General features: G+C 38.2%; 15 protein-coding genes. 9 read left to right on the forward strand and 6 right to left on the reverse strand.

The features are described 5' to 3' along the window. Positions 1-947: 947 nt before the first annotated feature. The 6 genes from H4J56_RS10475 to H4J56_RS10500 all read right to left on the reverse strand — a co-directional run bounded on the left by H4J56_RS10475 (position 948) and on the right by H4J56_RS10500 (position 5,472). Positions 948-1,121 carry a hypothetical protein gene (locus tag H4J56_RS10475; RefSeq protein ID WP_170246384.1) on the reverse strand — a complete coding sequence of 58 codons (174 nt, stop codon included), beginning with the start codon at positions 1,119-1,121 and terminating at the stop codon, positions 948-950. Beyond that, on the reverse strand, positions 1,118-2,392 hold the full coding sequence (locus H4J56_RS10480) for an AmpG family muropeptide MFS transporter (protein ID WP_182217568.1): 1,275 nt from the start codon (positions 2,390-2,392) through the stop codon (positions 1,118-1,120). The genes H4J56_RS10475 and H4J56_RS10480 overlap by 4 nt, the downstream gene beginning before the upstream one ends. A gap of 110 nt (positions 2,393-2,502) precedes the next feature. Then, positions 2,503-2,832 (reverse strand): hypothetical protein, encoded by a 330-nt coding sequence (locus tag H4J56_RS10485; RefSeq protein WP_182217569.1) that lies wholly within the window; start codon positions 2,830-2,832, stop codon positions 2,503-2,505. Positions 2,833-3,092: 260 nt separating this feature from the next. Beyond that, complete coding sequence (locus tag H4J56_RS10490; protein WP_182217571.1) at positions 3,093-3,674, reverse strand: peptidylprolyl isomerase; 582 nt, start codon at positions 3,672-3,674, stop codon at positions 3,093-3,095. 33 nt (positions 3,675-3,707) lie between these two features. Continuing rightward, entirely contained in the window at positions 3,708-4,304 is a 597-nt protein-coding gene (locus H4J56_RS10495; RefSeq protein WP_182217573.1) for a YajG family lipoprotein, read from the reverse strand. A gap of 16 nt (positions 4,305-4,320) precedes the next feature. Then, positions 4,321-5,472, reverse strand: a complete 1,152-nt coding sequence (locus H4J56_RS10500; RefSeq protein ID WP_182259294.1) for a methyltransferase — start codon at positions 5,470-5,472, stop codon at positions 4,321-4,323. 253 nt (positions 5,473-5,725) lie between these two features. Here H4J56_RS10500 and H4J56_RS10505 point away from each other — a divergent pair, with 253 nt between their 5' ends. The 9 genes from H4J56_RS10505 to H4J56_RS10545 all read left to right on the forward strand — a co-directional run bounded on the left by H4J56_RS10505 (position 5,726) and on the right by H4J56_RS10545 (position 15,354). Next, positions 5,726-6,049 (forward strand): BolA/IbaG family iron-sulfur metabolism protein, encoded by a 324-nt coding sequence (locus H4J56_RS10505; RefSeq protein WP_182217577.1) that lies wholly within the window; start codon positions 5,726-5,728, stop codon positions 6,047-6,049. A 587-nt stretch (positions 6,050-6,636) separates the two neighbouring features. After that, entirely contained in the window at positions 6,637-7,827 is a 1,191-nt protein-coding gene (fabV, locus tag H4J56_RS10510; protein ID WP_182217578.1) for an enoyl-ACP reductase FabV, read from the forward strand. Between the two features lie 387 nt (positions 7,828-8,214). Beyond that, entirely contained in the window at positions 8,215-9,552 is a 1,338-nt protein-coding gene (locus tag H4J56_RS10515) for a Na(+)-translocating NADH-quinone reductase subunit A (protein WP_182217580.1), read from the forward strand. Between the two features lie 2 nt (positions 9,553-9,554). Then, positions 9,555-10,766 (forward strand): NADH:ubiquinone reductase (Na(+)-transporting) subunit B, encoded by a 1,212-nt coding sequence (locus H4J56_RS10520; RefSeq protein ID WP_182217581.1) that lies wholly within the window; start codon positions 9,555-9,557, stop codon positions 10,764-10,766. Further along, entirely contained in the window at positions 10,759-11,541 is a 783-nt protein-coding gene (locus tag H4J56_RS10525; protein ID WP_182217583.1) for a Na(+)-translocating NADH-quinone reductase subunit C, read from the forward strand. Before H4J56_RS10520 ends, H4J56_RS10525 begins: the two co-directional genes overlap by 8 nt. Continuing rightward, the gene (locus H4J56_RS10530; RefSeq protein WP_146800034.1) at positions 11,541-12,164 is read left to right on the forward strand and encodes an NADH:ubiquinone reductase (Na(+)-transporting) subunit D; all 624 of its coding nucleotides are present in this window, start codon (positions 11,541-11,543) and stop codon (positions 12,162-12,164) included. The genes H4J56_RS10525 and H4J56_RS10530 overlap by 1 nt, the downstream gene beginning before the upstream one ends. Positions 12,165-12,168: 4 nt before the next feature. Next, positions 12,169-12,792: an NADH:ubiquinone reductase (Na(+)-transporting) subunit E gene (gene nqrE, locus H4J56_RS10535; protein WP_182175777.1), complete on the forward strand. Its 624-nt coding sequence runs from the start codon at positions 12,169-12,171 to the stop codon at positions 12,790-12,792. Positions 12,793-12,864: 72 nt separating this feature from the next. Continuing rightward, positions 12,865-14,088, forward strand: coding sequence for an NADH:ubiquinone reductase (Na(+)-transporting) subunit F (gene nqrF, locus H4J56_RS10540; RefSeq protein ID WP_070376018.1), 1,224 nt, complete (start codon positions 12,865-12,867; stop codon positions 14,086-14,088). Between the two features lie 231 nt (positions 14,089-14,319). After that, positions 14,320-15,354, forward strand: a complete 1,035-nt coding sequence (locus H4J56_RS10545; protein ID WP_182222704.1) for an FAD:protein FMN transferase — start codon at positions 14,320-14,322, stop codon at positions 15,352-15,354. Positions 15,355-15,386 lie beyond the last annotated feature (32 nt).

Raw genomic sequence — 15,386 nt, forward strand, 5'->3', positions numbered from 1 at the left:
CCCTTTGCCGTCATGCTGAATTTATTTCAGTATCTGCTTTTGAATTGTTAACGACGAGATCCTGAAACAAGTTCAGGATGACGGATGTGGTATCAGGATGAAGGAGGGGGTATCAGAATGACTGAGGCTTATCCCTTTACCGTCATACTGAATTTATTTCAGTATCTGCTTTTGTGTTGTCAACGATGAGATCCTGAAACAAGTTCAGGATGACGGGTGTGGTATCAGGATGACGGAGGCGGTATCAGGATAACGGCGGTGTTATCCGAATGACTGAGGTTTATCCCTTTGCCGTCATGCTGAATTTATTTCAGTATCTGCTTTTGTGTTGTCAACGATGAGATCCTGAAACAAGTTCAGGGTGACGGATGTGGTATCAGGATGACGACGGACACGTTATAAGGATGACGGAGATGTTATCAAAATGACTGAGGCTTATCCCTTTACCGTCATGCTGAATTTATTTCAGTATCTGCTTTTTGTGTTGTTAACGACGAGATCCTGAAACAAGTTCAGGATGACGGATGTGGTATCAGGATGACGACGGATGTGGTATCAGGATGACGGAGGTGTTATCAAAATGACTGAGGTTTATCCCTTTGCCGTCATGCTGAATTTATTTCAGTATCTGCTTTTGTGTTGTCAACGATGAGATCCTGAAACAAGTTCAGGATGACAGAGGTGTTATCAGGATGACTTAGGCTTATCCCTTTGCCGTCATGCTGAATTTATTTCAGTATCTGCTTTTGTGTTGTCAACGACGAGATCCTGAAACAAGTTCAGGATGACGGAGGTGGTATCAGGATGATGGAGTTGTTATCAGGATGACGACGGACGCGTTATCAGGATGAAGGATGACGGAGTTGTTATCAGGATGACTGAGGCGGTATCTGGTTGACTGAGGTGGTCTCATAACGATGGATTTGGTATCAGGATATCAGCAGTCGTCATCCGTGAGTAACGTATATCATTACCACTAAAAATCCAATGAGTACGGTATTTAAAGCAATAATATAAGCAAAACCTTTCACACCTTCTTTTACACTAAAGCCTTTAGCATCTAGATATCGCCACCAAAAAAGGCACATGATAATAGGGAGTAGAAAGAACAGTTTAATCATATTAATTCCTCGGTTTTATTTTTTGTTTCGAAAGGGACTTTTTCGCTCCAAGGAGCAACTTTAAATAACATAAGCATTCCTGGGATCGCGAGGAAAGTACAAAGAAAGTAGAACGATGTCCAACCTATTTGCTCTACAATAAGGCCAGTTGTTGCATTGGCAAAGGTTCGAGGCAAAGCGGTTAGCGCCGTAAATAGTGCAAATTGCGTTGCAGCAAAAGCGGGGTTGGTTGTTCTTGCTATAAAGGCAGTAAATGCCGCTGTACCTAAACCAACACCTAAGTATTCAAAGCCCATCGCAAAAGCTAAAGCATAAGTATTATGACCTATTTCTGCTAAAGCGGCAAAGCCTAATATGCTGATGATTTGCACAAAGCCAAACAACCATAATGCCTTATTTATACTGAGCTTTATCATTACAATGCCGCCAACAGCAAGCCCGATAGTCATCGCAATAAGCGACGCTGTTTTAGCAACCACACCAATTTCTGTTTTAGTAAAGCCTAAGTCTATAAAAAAGGGAGTTTGCAGGGCTGTAGCCATACTGTCGCCTAATTTGTATAAAAATAAAAAAATGAGAATTTGTAAGGCACTTTTAAAACCTTTTCGTGAAATAAAATCTCTAAAAGGCAATACAACAGCATCATGTAATGTTTTAGGAGCAAGATGTTCGCTTTTACTCTCTTTAATACATAAGGTCAGTAAAATACCGATGAGCATAAACGCAGCAACAATAAGAAAAACTGATTGCCAGCTGATATGGTCAGCCAATATAAAAGCTAACGAGCCCGGCACTAAGCCAGATAGACGATAAGCCTGTACATGGATAGAATTACCTAAGCCCAGTTCGTGTTCTTGCAATAACTCCCTGCGATAAGCATCAAGAACAATATCTTGGCTTGCACTAAAAAAAGCAACAGCAGCGGCAAGATAAGCGACAGACCAAATATTTATAGTAGGGTCTATAAAACCAAAACCAGCGATAGAGAAGAGTAATAAAACTTGCGTAGCGAACATCCAGCTTCGACGTCGACCTAGCATCGGAAAAGAATACCTGTCCATCAATGGTGACCAAATAAACTTCCAAACATAAGGAATGCCAATTAATGAGAATAAACCTATCTCAACTAGACTTACTCCTTCTGATCTTAACCAACCAGGTACCAGTTGATATAAAATAAATAACGGCAAGCCCGAAGTGAATCCGGTGAAGATACAAATCAACATTCTTTTATTGAGAATAGCTTCTTTGAATGTTTGTTGAGTGGTCATGCAATTGCCTACAAAAATCTTAGTAGGCATAGGCTATCAAAATGTTATTGAAAACAGAAGTTTATTCTTGAGTTCTGTGAGCAAGTGTCGAGGATTTTACTAACGTTAGCCTAAGGTAACGGACGCCAACCAATACAGTCAATAGGATAACTGCCAGTACCTGTGAAGAAATCTAAACAGGTCGTTATTTCACTTTTAAAATACAAGTCATGGCTCAGTGATTGTGCTCCATGTAAACTCATCTCATGGACTAAGTGCCAAAAAACGCGCTCTTTTGCACTACTCGGCATTTCATCATTTACCTTGAGCAATGTCCATTCCTCCATGGTATCAAGGATGAATGTGTCGAGTTCGGTATAATGCAATGATTGGTTAATCACAGCTTTAATATAGTAAGCTATTTGTTGTGTTTTTTCGTTGATAAACGGCTCAATTATCATGGCATCCTCAGTTCACTTTCGTATTTAAATCATTCGAGTAGGAAAGTAGCTACCACTTTATTGAAATGGTGAAAATAGTTGTTATTGTTTATTTACTACCTTATATATCGTAGATTAAAAACAGTTTGTCAAAGGTGTAGGCAATTTAATTTTCATTTAATTGTAAGAACGTACAAAAAAGAATGTTTATTATGGCATTATTATAGTCAGAAATATTGCCTCCTGACTATAATTTACAGCTGAAATTTTATTGGATAAATTTATTCTTCTGGTAATAAAGTGGCTTTAATTAAGGTAATAGGTTCTACGGGCACATCGTCCCAGCCCATCGCATCGCTATAGTGTGTTTTAGCTAAATTCATAGCATCAACAACTGCCTGACCTTCAATAATGGCGCCGAATACGGTATATCCCCAGCGACGGCCTGGATCTAAACTTTTATTGTCAGCCATATTAAAAAAGAATTGACGATTTGCGGTATGTGGGCGATTTTCTTTTGCCATAGCAATAGTGCCACGTTCATTTTTTAAACCATTACCTGATTCATTAACAATATTTCCAGTGACTTTTTTAAAATTGAAGTCCTCATCATAGCCACCGCCTTGTACGATAAAGTCTGAGACAATACGATGAAAAATCGTATTGTTGTATTCACCTTTAACCACATACATTAAAAAATTATCAACAGTTAATGGCGCACGAATGCGGTCTAATTCAACAATGATGACTCCTTTTGATGTTTCTAATTTCACTTTTGGAAATAAGTTATTAGGATCAATGGCAATATTATTCGCTGATAGAGTGCCAGATAAAAATATAAGTAAAAAAAATAAACCTTTCATTATCATTTCTTCTTTTAAAGGAGCTGTTAAAAATTACTTTATAAAACGCTGAATTTCAATGTTATTAATAACTTGAGATAATAACTGAGTAAGTTGTTGACTAAAGTCTCGCTCTAATACCGCAATATCTGCGCCCAATGGGCCTTCACTAGTTCCGCGAACTTTAAAGGTGTTGCTCAACGTTTGTGAGCCATTGTTTACAGTTACGCGGATCACAAGTTCATTGTTAACTTGATATTTCATCATTTCTTGTTGCACGCTGCTCAAGCCATTATCAATAATTATTTCAATTGCATTACCCGCTTGAGCGTTAATGTCTAAGCCCTGTTTTTTAAATTCAGCGGCTAACGCTTCCTCAACAATACGGTTTAATGGTTGCTGACTAGAATAAACCTCTGCTGCTTCATCTTTTCTTAATACTTGCACAACATGCTGGGCACTTCGCAAATCAGTGACCGTTAAACTCGCTTGTTTATTTTGATAAGCACTTTGGCTAGATGCACCATTATTTATGCTTAAATCTGGAGCAATAACCACGTAAGTGGGTTTGTTGGCACAAGCCGTCAGTACAAGCAGTAAAGTTGTTGCGGCTAATGTTTTAATTTTATTGTTAATGAATATATTTTTCATGATCTGATTAACTCCATTATTTTATTGATGAAAGCGTGACAAATTTATCATTGCTGGCAATGAGTTTTTCATTACCAAAAAGTCGTTTAAGTTTAATATGGTATCCGAGTTGCCGATTACCAATAATGCGTAACTCACCACCGTTCTTTAATGCTCTATGGCTATCGCGAAACATCTGCCAAGCGATATGGTCTGTGGTTGCATTTTGCTGGTGAAAAGGAGGGTTACACAAAATCAAATCAACACTATTAGGCTCCATATCGGCTAAGCAGTCATTTATCATGAACTGACACTGTTCGAATTGCTCTGGTAAGTTTTTACTGATATTAGTCTTAGCAGAATCAACAGCCATATAAGATTCATCAACAAAAGTAACTAATGCCTGGGGTTGCTCTGCCAGTACGGCTAAACCAATCACACCATTGCCGCAGCCTAAGTCAATAACACGACTACCTGCTTTGACTTCAGGAAGGTGCTTAATAAAGTGGCGAGCACCAATATCAAGTTTTTCACGAGCATAAACCCCTGAATGATTACTGATAATAAAAGCGCTATCTTCTAACGGCCAAACTGTTGGAAAAGGTGAAGATAAAACTTGCTTGTTATCAAGTTGAGAGAATACTAAACGTGCTTTCTTTACCGCTAAAGACGTTTTTGTTGTCCCTAAATATTTTTCAAATAATTTTAACGTCGAGCTATGGATATCTTTGGCTTTATCGCTAGCAATAAAAATAAGCTCTTGATTATATTTAGCTTTAATCGATAAAAGTTGATCGATCATTAATGACTTACTTTTAGGTATCTTGTACAACACCACGGTAATATTATCGGGTAGGTCATCCAAACTCGTTATTTGGCTAATATTGTCAAGCGACAAACCGTTTTGCTCAATATTATATCTTAACCCTTGGTGGCTTATCCAAGAATCGGAAACCGTAGTCACATTTGACTGAGTAAAGTTAGCGGTAATAGCGCCAAAGCTATCATTGAAAATTAGTAAGTTGTGCTGGCTATCCGCTAAACTTTGCTCATTAACATAATTAATTAAATACTCGTCGGCTGAATCCCAAGCAACTAGTGCACGGTTAACTTGACCAACGGGGTAGCGATCTAAAAAAAGGTTCTTGTCATAAACGCCATCTGCGTTAACAATAAAAGGGCTGATCATAATAAAGAGGTTCGATTTTCACCTAGAAGAATGTCAGCTATTGTGACAAAATATAGGGAATTGAGCCAGTGATAGTTGCCTCGAGCGCTTAAAAACTATTTTATAAATAAATGAATTTTTTTTTATCAATAATGGCAACTGTTTACTCGCCATTAATGCCAATGAAACGACTATAGCCATCCAGACTGATGGCATATTGTCTGTAACAAACTAAAATTACTCCACTACAGAAAAACACATCAGGGATTTAATAATGACCATTGAAGCTGTAATAGAACAAAAACTTCTTTCCGCATTTTCTCCAATACATCTCGATGTTATTAATGAAAGCCATCAGCATAATGTTGCACCGGGCAGTGAATCTCATTTTAAAGTGATTATTGTTACCGACGACTTTATCGGAGAGCGCTTAATTAAACGTCACCGAGCCATTAATTCGTTGCTTTCAACAGAGCTTGCCGAAAAAATACATGCGTTAGCGCTTCATACTTATACTAAAGATGAGTGGGACAAGTATTATGCAGATAATACCCCTTTGTCGCCTAAATGCTTAGGCGGTGGTAAAAAAACAGCGTAACTTTTGCTAATAAATGGGGTAAAACGCTAGCTAACCATGATTCGCGATTTTATCCCTAATTTATTCTACCCTCATAATTGTATTCACTTTTCGTGAAATACCTGTTATTTACTCTTATCATTATCTATGTAAAATGAATAATATTTGGCAACAGCTATGTTACTTAATGGGTTAATTTAGCTAACAAGGTTATTGATGGGTCACCGATAACCCGAAACAATCATTTCAGGATTATTATGACTGATGGTGTGATTTACTTTGCTCATTGTGGTGTTGCGATTTAACTTTAATGTTGGTGGGATGCGGTACAATATTTTGCATTGTACTTCCATGCTAGGGTCATTATGTTAGGCGCTGTTTATACGTTAAAAGCTGATGGCCGGGTTTAGGCAGATGTTTTTTATTAAAATAGCTAGCGGCTTTAATCCTTTATTTTGAGGTAAATGTTTACTGGTCATACCTCGTATTCTTTTTAGTAGCGTAAACTATGCGACAATTTTTAAATTTATGTCGCAATAAATATTGAATAATTACTAAATTGCCGAGTCGTTTGGCGATAAAAATAGTATTAATTAAAAGGTCTTCTTATGGTTATTAAACCTAAAATTCGTGGTTTTATTTGTACAAATGCACACCCAGCGGGCTGTGAAGCTCATGTCAATGAGCAGATTTCTTATGTAAAATCTCATCAACAGGCTAATGCCAAGCCAAAAAATGTTTTGGTTATTGGTTCATCTACTGGTTATGGCTTATCGTCACGTATAACCGCCGCATTTGGTAATAATGCTAAAACATTAGGTATTTTCTTTGAGAAACCGCCCACTGAAAAGAAAACAGCAAGTGCAGGTTGGTACAATACTTCGGCGTTTCAAAAGGCTGCTGAACAAGAGGGGCTTTGGTCTAAAAATATTAATGGTGATGCGTTTTCACATGAAATTAAAGCAAAGGCTATTGAAACAATTAAAGCTGAATTAGGTGAAATTGATCTAATCGTTTACTCACTTGCTTCGCCTCGTCGAACTGATCCAGATACCGGTGAAGTTTATTCATCGACGCTTAAACCTATTGGTCAAAGTGTAACCACTAAAAACCTAAATACCTCAAAGCGTGTTATTGATGAAATTTCTGTTGAAGCAGCAAATGAAGCTGAGATACAAGGTACCATTGATGTAATGGGAGGCGCTGACTGGGAACTATGGATTAAGGCATTGAATGAGGCTGGCGTTCTTTCAGAAGGATTTAAATCAGTAGCTTATACCTATATTGGTAAAGAATTAACTTGGCCAATATACGGAAAAGCGACCATAGGTAAAGCGAAAGAAGATTTAGACCGTGCTGCATCGGCAATTAACAAAGCTACTGCTAACCTTAAGGGCGAAGCCCATGTTACCTCATTAAATGCGGTCGTTACGCAGGCGAGTTCAGCAATACCTATCATGCCACTTTATATTTCAGCAATGTTTAAGGTGATGAAGGCAGATGGCACTTATGAAGGGTGTATCGAACAAATTCAGAACCTATTTGTTGATAACATCTACAGTGAAACACCTCGCTTAGATGATAAAAATCGTTACCGTCAAAATCATAAAGAGCTTGAAGATAGCGTTCAAAAACGCGTGACAGACATTTGGAATACCGTTGATTCTGATAATATTGATGAGTTAACTGACTATGTTGGCTATCATCAAGAGTTTTTAAAGTTATTTGGCTTTAGTGTTGCAGGTGTTGATTACGAAGCTGATGTCGATACAATGGCAGAAATTAAGCATCTTTTATAACGATTAACTTTCATTATTTACGATTAGCATCAATAATAAAAAGCCGACATAAAATGTCGGTTTTTTTAGGTCTGACAAAATTTTTGGCTGATAAATGAGCGAAATCAATAATATTCAACTAATTTGTAATTTAAGTAACTGAGATCGTAGATAGCCTTAGAGTTTTTGTGTTAAAATCGCGCTAGAAATTTTAACTTAGAGCCAGTGGGTCTTTTTTATTCTAAAGCAACTTCCTTTGTTGCCAAGAAAGAAGTACTTACTGAAATACACTGAAATCGATAATTTGCTTTACCTAAATAATATTGATTACAAGTCATCGTAAAATAGTTTGTTTAGGTAAGTAGATGATTGGTTTTGATACTCCCATCAAAAGTAGTGCATGTGTTTATGATTACAATAAAAAAAGGTCTGGATGTTCCTGTCGTTGGTTCTCCCCAGCAGGTAATCCATGATGGCAACGCCATCAAAACCGTTGCAGCATTAGGTGAAGAGTTTGTGGGTATGCGACCAACCATGTTTGTTAAAGTGGATGATCGTGTTAAAAAAGGTCAGATTCTTTTTGAAGATAAAAAGAACCCTGGCGTTAAATTCACAGCTCATGCTGCCGGTGTTGTTAAAGAAATCAACCGTGGTGAAAAACGTGTTTTGCAATCAGTCGTTATTAAAATTGACGGCGATGAGCAAATTACATTTCCTTCATACACAGCGAATGAACTTAACTCAATAAAACGTCAAGATGTTGTTGATAACCTTGTTAATTCAGGTTTGTGGACAGCATTGCGTACACGTCCATTTAGTAAAGTTCCTGCCGTTGATTCAACGCCAACCGCCATTTTTGTTAGTGCAATGGATACTAATCCGCTAGCCGCTAACCCTGAAGTGATTATTAATGAACAAAGTGAAGCCTTTAAAAATGGCTTAACAATACTTACTCGTTTAACGAGTGGTGAAGTGTTTGTTAGTAAAGCGCCGGGTGCTAATATTCCCGTCGAAGCTAATGTGCAAGTTAACGAATTTGCAGGAAAACATCCTGCTGGTTTAGTTGGCACACACATGCACTTTTTAAAGCCGGTTAGTGCAGAGAAGTCTTCATGGAACTTAGGCTATCAAGACGTGATTGCTTTTGGACAGTTATTTACTACTGGTGAGTTAAATAACACCCGTATTATTTCACTTGCTGGTCCTGCTGCTAAGAACCCTCGTTTAGTGCGTACTATTTTAGGTGCAAATACTGACGAATTAATCGCTGGTGAATTTGCCGACGGTGAATTACGTATTATATCGGGCTCTTTACTTTCAGGAGCAAAAGCAAAAGGTGTTCACGCTTATTTAGGTCGCTACCATGTGCAAATTTCGTTGATTTTAGAAGGTCGCGAGAAAGAGTTTATTGGTTACATGTATCCTGGACCTAATAAATTCTCGGTAACACGTGCATATATGTCTCATTTCTTCCCAAAGAAATTATTCAATATGACCACAACAACTAACGGTAGTCCTCGTGCCATGGTGCCAATTGGTAACTTTGAACGTGTGATGCCATTAGATATTCTCCCAACAATGTTATTGCGTGATTTATGTGCCGGTGATACCGACAGCGCGCAGCAACTTGGTGCTTTAGAGCTTGATGAAGAAGATTTAGCCTTGTGTACATTTGTTTGCCCTGGCAAAACAGATTACGGCGTTATTCTTCGTGAATGCCTAACCACAATAGAGAAGGAAGGTTAGACATGGGCTTGAAAAAGTTTATTGAAGATATTGAACCGCAATTTGAAAAAGGCGGTAAGCTAGAAACGTGGTACGCTTTGTATGAAGCTGTAGCCACCGGTTTATTTACTCCTGGTCAAGTGAACAAAGGTGCTACTCACGTTCGTGACAGTATTGACTTAAAACGCATCATGATAACGGTATGGTTAGCTGTTTTTCCTGCTATGTTTTTTGGTATGTACAACATTGGTTTTCAAGCAGCTGATGCCTTAGCTGCTGGTTATGCTTTACCTGATACTTGGCAAGTAGGCTTGTTCGAATTCCTTGGAGGTAGCTTATCTGCTGACTCGAGTGTCTTCGGTATGATGCTTTATGGAGCAATGTTCTTCTTACCTATTTATGCGACTACCTTTATTGTTGGTGGCTTTTGGGAAGTTCTCTTTGCTTCAGTACGCAAGCATGAAGTTAACGAAGGTTTCTTTGTTAGTTCAATCTTGTTTGCCTTGATCTTACCTGCAACAATTCCATTATGGCAAGTTGCTATTGGTATTACTTTCGGTATTGTTATTGCTAAAGAAATCTTTGGTGGTACAGGTAAAAACTTCTTGAACCCTGCGCTAGCGGGTCGTGCATTTCTGTTTTTTGCTTATCCAGGTGAATTATCAGGTGATGCTGTTTGGGTTGCTATTGATGGTTACTCAGGTGCGACACCATTAAGTGCAGCAGCAGCAGCCATTCCAGGATCGGTTGATTTTGCAATCAATACTAACTGGTGGAATGCATTCTTGGGCTTTATCCCAGGTTCTATGGGTGAAGTATCAACAGCTGCTATTTTCCTAGGTGGTGCATACATTCTGTATAAAGGTATTGCTTCGTGGCGTATTGTTTTAAGTGTTTTCGCCGGAATGGTGTTCACTTCATTACTGTTTAACAGTATTGGTAGCGATACTAACGCAATGTTTGCTATGCCATGGTACTGGCATTTAGTCACCGGTGGTTTTGCTTTTGGTATGATGTTTATGGCTACTGACCCTGTCACTATGTCTTTTACTAATACGGGTAAATACTGGTTTGGTGCATTAGTTGGTGTAATGGTTGTACTCATACGTGTAGTTAACCCGGCATACCCTGAAGGAATTATGTTAGCTATTTTATTCGCTAATTTATTCGCCCCTCTTTTCGACTATTTTGTTGTTCAAGGGAATATCAAACGGAGGCTCGCTCGTAATGTCTAGTAATAAAGAAACTCCAATTAAAACAATCGGCTTTGTGTTTTTAGTTTGTCTGGTTTGTGCTGCGTTAGTCTCTGTTGCTGCGATTAGCTTAAAACCGTTACAACAAGCTAATAAACTACTTGATAAGCAAACTAAAATTCTTGAAGCTTCCGGCTTATTAGAAAAAGCAGGTACTGATATTGTTGGTACTTACAACAAGTATGTTGTTGCTAAAATGATTGACCTAGATTCAGGGAAAATTATTGAAGGTAACACCGATATATTTGACGAACGTGCAGACGCTCGTGATGCTGCTAAAAGCTCAAAGCTTACTAACGATACCGCAGGTATTAATCGCCGTGCTAACCGCGCTGTTGTTTACTTAGTTAATAACGAGCAAGGTCAGCTAAATACTTTAGTTTTACCTATTGTTGGTTCAGGGCTGTGGGACTTAATGTACGGTTATATTGGTTTAGCGCCAGATTTAAATACCGTTCGTAGTCTTATTTATTCTGATTTAAAGGAAACTCCGGGTTTAGGCGCTGAAGTACTTAACCCTAAGTGGAAAGCTTTATGGCCAGGTAAGAAAATTTACAATGATAGCGATGAAGTGGCTATTAAAGTGATTAAAGGTGGTGCTAAAGCCGGTGATGTTCACGGCGTTGACGCATTGTCAGGCGCTACATTAACCAGTAATGGCGTGCAAAACACCTTACATTTTTGGTTAGGTGAGCAAGGTTATGGACCTTTTATTACTAAATACCGCAGTGTTGCTAGCGAAGGAGAGATGAACTAATGTCTTCAGATACTAAAAAAGTACTATTTGGACCTATTGTAGACAACAACCCTATCGCTTTACAGGTACTAGGTGTTTGTTCTGCTCTAGCGGTAACCAGTTCAATGGCAAACGCTTTGGTTATGACCATAGCGGTAATGCTAGTTACTGGCTTTTCTAACTTTTTTATCTCACTTGTGCGTAATCATATTCCATCAAGTGTGCGTATTATTGTGCAAATGGCGATTATAGCGTCATTAGTAATTGTGGTTGACCAAGTATTAAAAGCCTTCTCTTATCAGTTGTCGAAAGAGTTGTCAGTTTTCATTGGTTTGATCATTACTAACTGTATTGTAATGGGCCGTGCAGAAGCCTTTGCTATGAAAGAAAAGCCGGGTGTTAGCTTTTTAGATGGTATTGGTAACGGTTTAGGTTACGGCGCAGTTTTGATGATTGTTGCTTTTTTCCGTGAATTATTTGGTTTTGGTGAGATCTTTGGTATTGAAGTGTTTAAATTAGTTCAAAACGATGGTTGGTACCAAGGTAATGGCTTATTAGTCTTACCATTTAGTTCATTCTTCATTATTGGTTTAATCATCTGGGCTGTACGCCAGTGGAAACCAGAACAAGTAGAGAAGGATTAGCCCCATGGAACATTATTTAAGTATTTTTATTAAAACCATATTTATTGAGAATATGGCGTTAAGCTTCTTCTTGGGTATGTGTACTTTCTTAGCTGTGTCTAAGAAAGTAAGTACAGCCATTGGTCTAGGTGTTGCGGTTGTGGTGGTATTAGGTTTAGCTGTTCCAGCTAACCAAATTATTTATCAAGCTATTTTAGCGCCAGGTGCTTTAGACAGCATGATGGGAATTACTGAACAGAAAGATTCAATTGATTTAAGCTTTTTATCATTTATTACCTTTATCGGTGTTATTGCTGCTTTAGTACAAATTTTGGAAATGATTTTAGATAAATATTTTCCTGCTTTGTATCAAGCCTTAGGTATATTTTTACCTTTAATCACTGTTAACTGTGCAATTTTTGGTGCGGTTTCTTTCATGGTAGCGAAAAACTTAACTTTGGGTGAAAGTGTTGTTTACGGCATTGGCTCTGGTGTTGGTTGGATGTTAGCTATTGTGCTATTGGCTGCCATACGTGAAAAGATGAAATATTCTGACGTACCAGACGGTTTGAAAGGTTTAGGTATCACGTTTATCTCCGCTGGATTGATGGCTTTTGGCTTTCTTTCTTTTGGTGGTATTTCACTTTAAAAAATATCGGTCTAAGTCACTTATTACCAAAATAATTTGAACTTAGGCCCTAGATAATTTAAGGAAAAGTCGATGGAAATCATTCTCGGCATATCGATGTTTACCGCGATAGTGCTAGCATTAGTTTTAGTTATTTTGTTTGCTAAATCTAAGTTAGTCTCTTCAGGTGACGTAACAATTAGTATAAATGGTGACCCAAATAAATCAGTAGTAACCGCTGCTGGTGGCAAGCTTCTTGGCGCTTTAGCAGATCAAGGGATTTTTATTCCTTCTGCTTGTGGTGGTGGTGGTACTTGTGGTCAATGTCGTGTTGACGTGCATTCAGGTGGTGGCGATATTTTACCAACTGAAACGGGTCATATCACTAAGCGTGAAGCTAAAACAGGTTGTCGTTTAGCCTGTCAGGTTGCTGTTAAGCAAGACATGGTTATTGAAGTAGAAGATGAAATCTTCGGTGTTCAACAATGGGAATGTGAAGTTATCTCTAATGATAACCAAGCAACTTTCATTAAAGAACTTAAACTTCAAATACCCAATGGGGAATCTGTTCCGTTTAAAGCCGGTGGTTATATACAGATAGAAGCTCCAGCTCATCATGTGAAATATAGTGATTTTGATATTGATGATCAGTACAAAGGCGATTGGAACCATTTTGGCTTTTTTGATGTTGAATCAAAAGTTAATGAACCAACGTTACGTGCTTACTCAATGGCTAATTATCCAGAGGAAGAAGGCATTATTATGCTTAACGTGCGTATTGCTACGCCTCCTCCAGGACGTTTACATTTACCAGCAGGTAAAATGTCATCATATATATTTAGCCTTAAGCCTGGCGATAAAGTCACTATTTCTGGTCCGTTTGGTGAGTTTTTTGCTAAAGAAACAGATAATGAAATGGTGTTTATCGGTGGTGGTGCTGGTATGGCGCCAATGCGTTCGCACATCTTTGATCAACTTAAACGTTTACAATCTAAACGTAAAATGTCGTTCTGGTATGGCGCTCGCTCTAAACGTGAAATGTTCTATGAAGATGATTACAATGGTTTAGCCGCTGATAATGATAACTTCAAATGGCATGTTGCGTTATCAGACCCACAAGCTGAAGATAACTGGGAAGGCATGACAGGTTTTATTCATAATGTACTTTATGAAAACTACTTAAAAGATCATGAAGCACCAGAAGATTGTGAGTACTACATGTGTGGTCCTCCAATGATGAATGCTGCCGTTATTCATATGCTTAAAGATTTAGGCGTAGAAGACGAGAACATCATGCTAGATGACTTCGGCGGCTAATCGTTTATTTTAACTTGCCTATTGGCTTTATTTCGTCGGCTGCTGTGCTCATTGACTAACGTCAACTCCGCGCAGCCTTCTCGAACTAAAGGCAATATACAGCGTTTAAATTAAACATTTACTCAATGAATGAAAGCTTCAAATAAAAGACGACTTTGGTCGTCTTTTATTATTTATATAAGACGTTTTCCCTAGACGTTTTACCTAAATAATAAATTTATAGGTATCAAAATGATTAAAGTAAAAGTATTGATGATCAGTTTTATGCTGGTGTTTTTTGCCGGTTGCTTTCCAAGTAGTGATTTAAGTAAGCAAGAAGTCTTGTTGCAAGGTCGTACTATGGGGACTACGTATAATATTAAAGTGGTCATCGAGAATAATGCGATTGATACTAAACAAGTCCACACAGGCATTGATGCACTATTGGTGCAATTAAATCAAGAAATGTCGACCTATATCGTTGACTCTGAATTATCACGATTTAACACATCGACATCACTTACGCCTGTTGCAATATCTGTTGGTTTACAACGCGTTATTAAAGAAGCGATTCGCTTGGGGCAATTAAGTGAAGGCAATCTTGATATTACTGTCGGGCCTTTAGTCAACCTTTGGGGATTTGGCCCAGAATATCGGCCAAATACTATACCAACGGCGGAGGATTTACTGTTAGCGCGCCAACAAATAGGTTTGTCAAAGCTGGTGTTAGACGGGAATAAACTTTCTAAAAAAACGCCTAGCCTTTATGTTGATTTATCAACCATTGCCAAAGGTTATGGGGTCGATTTAGTCGCAGAATATTTAGAAGAAAAAGGCATTAATAATTACCTAATAGAAATTGGTGGAGAAATGCGTTTAAAAGGTTTTAAACACACCGGTGAACTTTGGCATGTCGCGATAGAGAAGCCTATTCAGGATGCAAGTGGTGAGCATCGCTCTGTTTATCAAGTGATCATTCCAAAAGACAATGCAGTGGCAACATCAGGCGATTACCGTAATTATCACCAAGCCAAAGATGGTCAACGTTTTTCACATATTATTGATCCAGCGACGGGCAAACCCATCAATCATAAGTTAGTCTCAGTAACGGTCATTCATCCGTCTTCTATGACCGCAGACGGTCTGTCTACCGCGATGATGGTTATGGGTGAAGTAAAAGCCATCGACTTTGCAGAGAAAAATGGTATAGCTGCTTACATTATTGCTAAGACAGAGCATGGCTTTGTTGAGCAAAGCACGGTAAAATTCATGCAGTATTTAAAGTAACTGGTTAAAGCGAGTTACTGTTTATTCATCTT

It is taken from the genome of Colwellia sp. BRX8-4 (assembly GCF_014077345.1).
GTDB lineage: Bacteria > Pseudomonadota > Gammaproteobacteria > Enterobacterales > Alteromonadaceae > Colwellia_A.

What these genes read in the sequence shown, in the direction of transcription:
- H4J56_RS10475 (WP_170246384.1), bottom strand. Translation starts at nt 1,121, where the DNA reads ATGATTAAACTGTTCTTTCTACTCCCTATTATCATGTGCCTTTTTTGG.
- H4J56_RS10480 (WP_182217568.1), bottom strand. Translation starts at nt 2,392, where the DNA reads ATGACCACTCAACAAACATTCAAAGAAGCTATTCTCAATAAAAGAATG.
- H4J56_RS10485 (WP_182217569.1), bottom strand. Translation starts at nt 2,832, where the DNA reads ATGATAATTGAGCCGTTTATCAACGAAAAAACACAACAAATAGCTTAC.
- H4J56_RS10490 (WP_182217571.1), bottom strand. Translation starts at nt 3,674, where the DNA reads ATGAAAGGTTTATTTTTTTTACTTATATTTTTATCTGGCACTCTATCA.
- H4J56_RS10495 (WP_182217573.1), bottom strand. Translation starts at nt 4,304, where the DNA reads ATGAAAAATATATTCATTAACAATAAAATTAAAACATTAGCCGCAACA.
- H4J56_RS10500 (WP_182259294.1), bottom strand. Translation starts at nt 5,472, where the DNA reads ATGATCAGCCCTTTTATTGTTAACGCAGATGGCGTTTATGACAAGAAC.
- H4J56_RS10505 (WP_182217577.1), top strand. Translation starts at nt 5,726, where the DNA reads ATGACCATTGAAGCTGTAATAGAACAAAAACTTCTTTCCGCATTTTCT.
- fabV (WP_182217578.1), top strand. Translation starts at nt 6,637, where the DNA reads ATGGTTATTAAACCTAAAATTCGTGGTTTTATTTGTACAAATGCACAC.
- H4J56_RS10515 (WP_182217580.1), top strand. Translation starts at nt 8,215, where the DNA reads ATGATTACAATAAAAAAAGGTCTGGATGTTCCTGTCGTTGGTTCTCCC.
- H4J56_RS10520 (WP_182217581.1), top strand. Translation starts at nt 9,555, where the DNA reads ATGGGCTTGAAAAAGTTTATTGAAGATATTGAACCGCAATTTGAAAAA.
- H4J56_RS10525 (WP_182217583.1), top strand. Translation starts at nt 10,759, where the DNA reads ATGTCTAGTAATAAAGAAACTCCAATTAAAACAATCGGCTTTGTGTTT.
- H4J56_RS10530 (WP_146800034.1), top strand. Translation starts at nt 11,541, where the DNA reads ATGTCTTCAGATACTAAAAAAGTACTATTTGGACCTATTGTAGACAAC.
- nqrE (WP_182175777.1), top strand. Translation starts at nt 12,169, where the DNA reads ATGGAACATTATTTAAGTATTTTTATTAAAACCATATTTATTGAGAAT.
- nqrF (WP_070376018.1), top strand. Translation starts at nt 12,865, where the DNA reads ATGGAAATCATTCTCGGCATATCGATGTTTACCGCGATAGTGCTAGCA.
- H4J56_RS10545 (WP_182222704.1), top strand. Translation starts at nt 14,320, where the DNA reads ATGATTAAAGTAAAAGTATTGATGATCAGTTTTATGCTGGTGTTTTTT.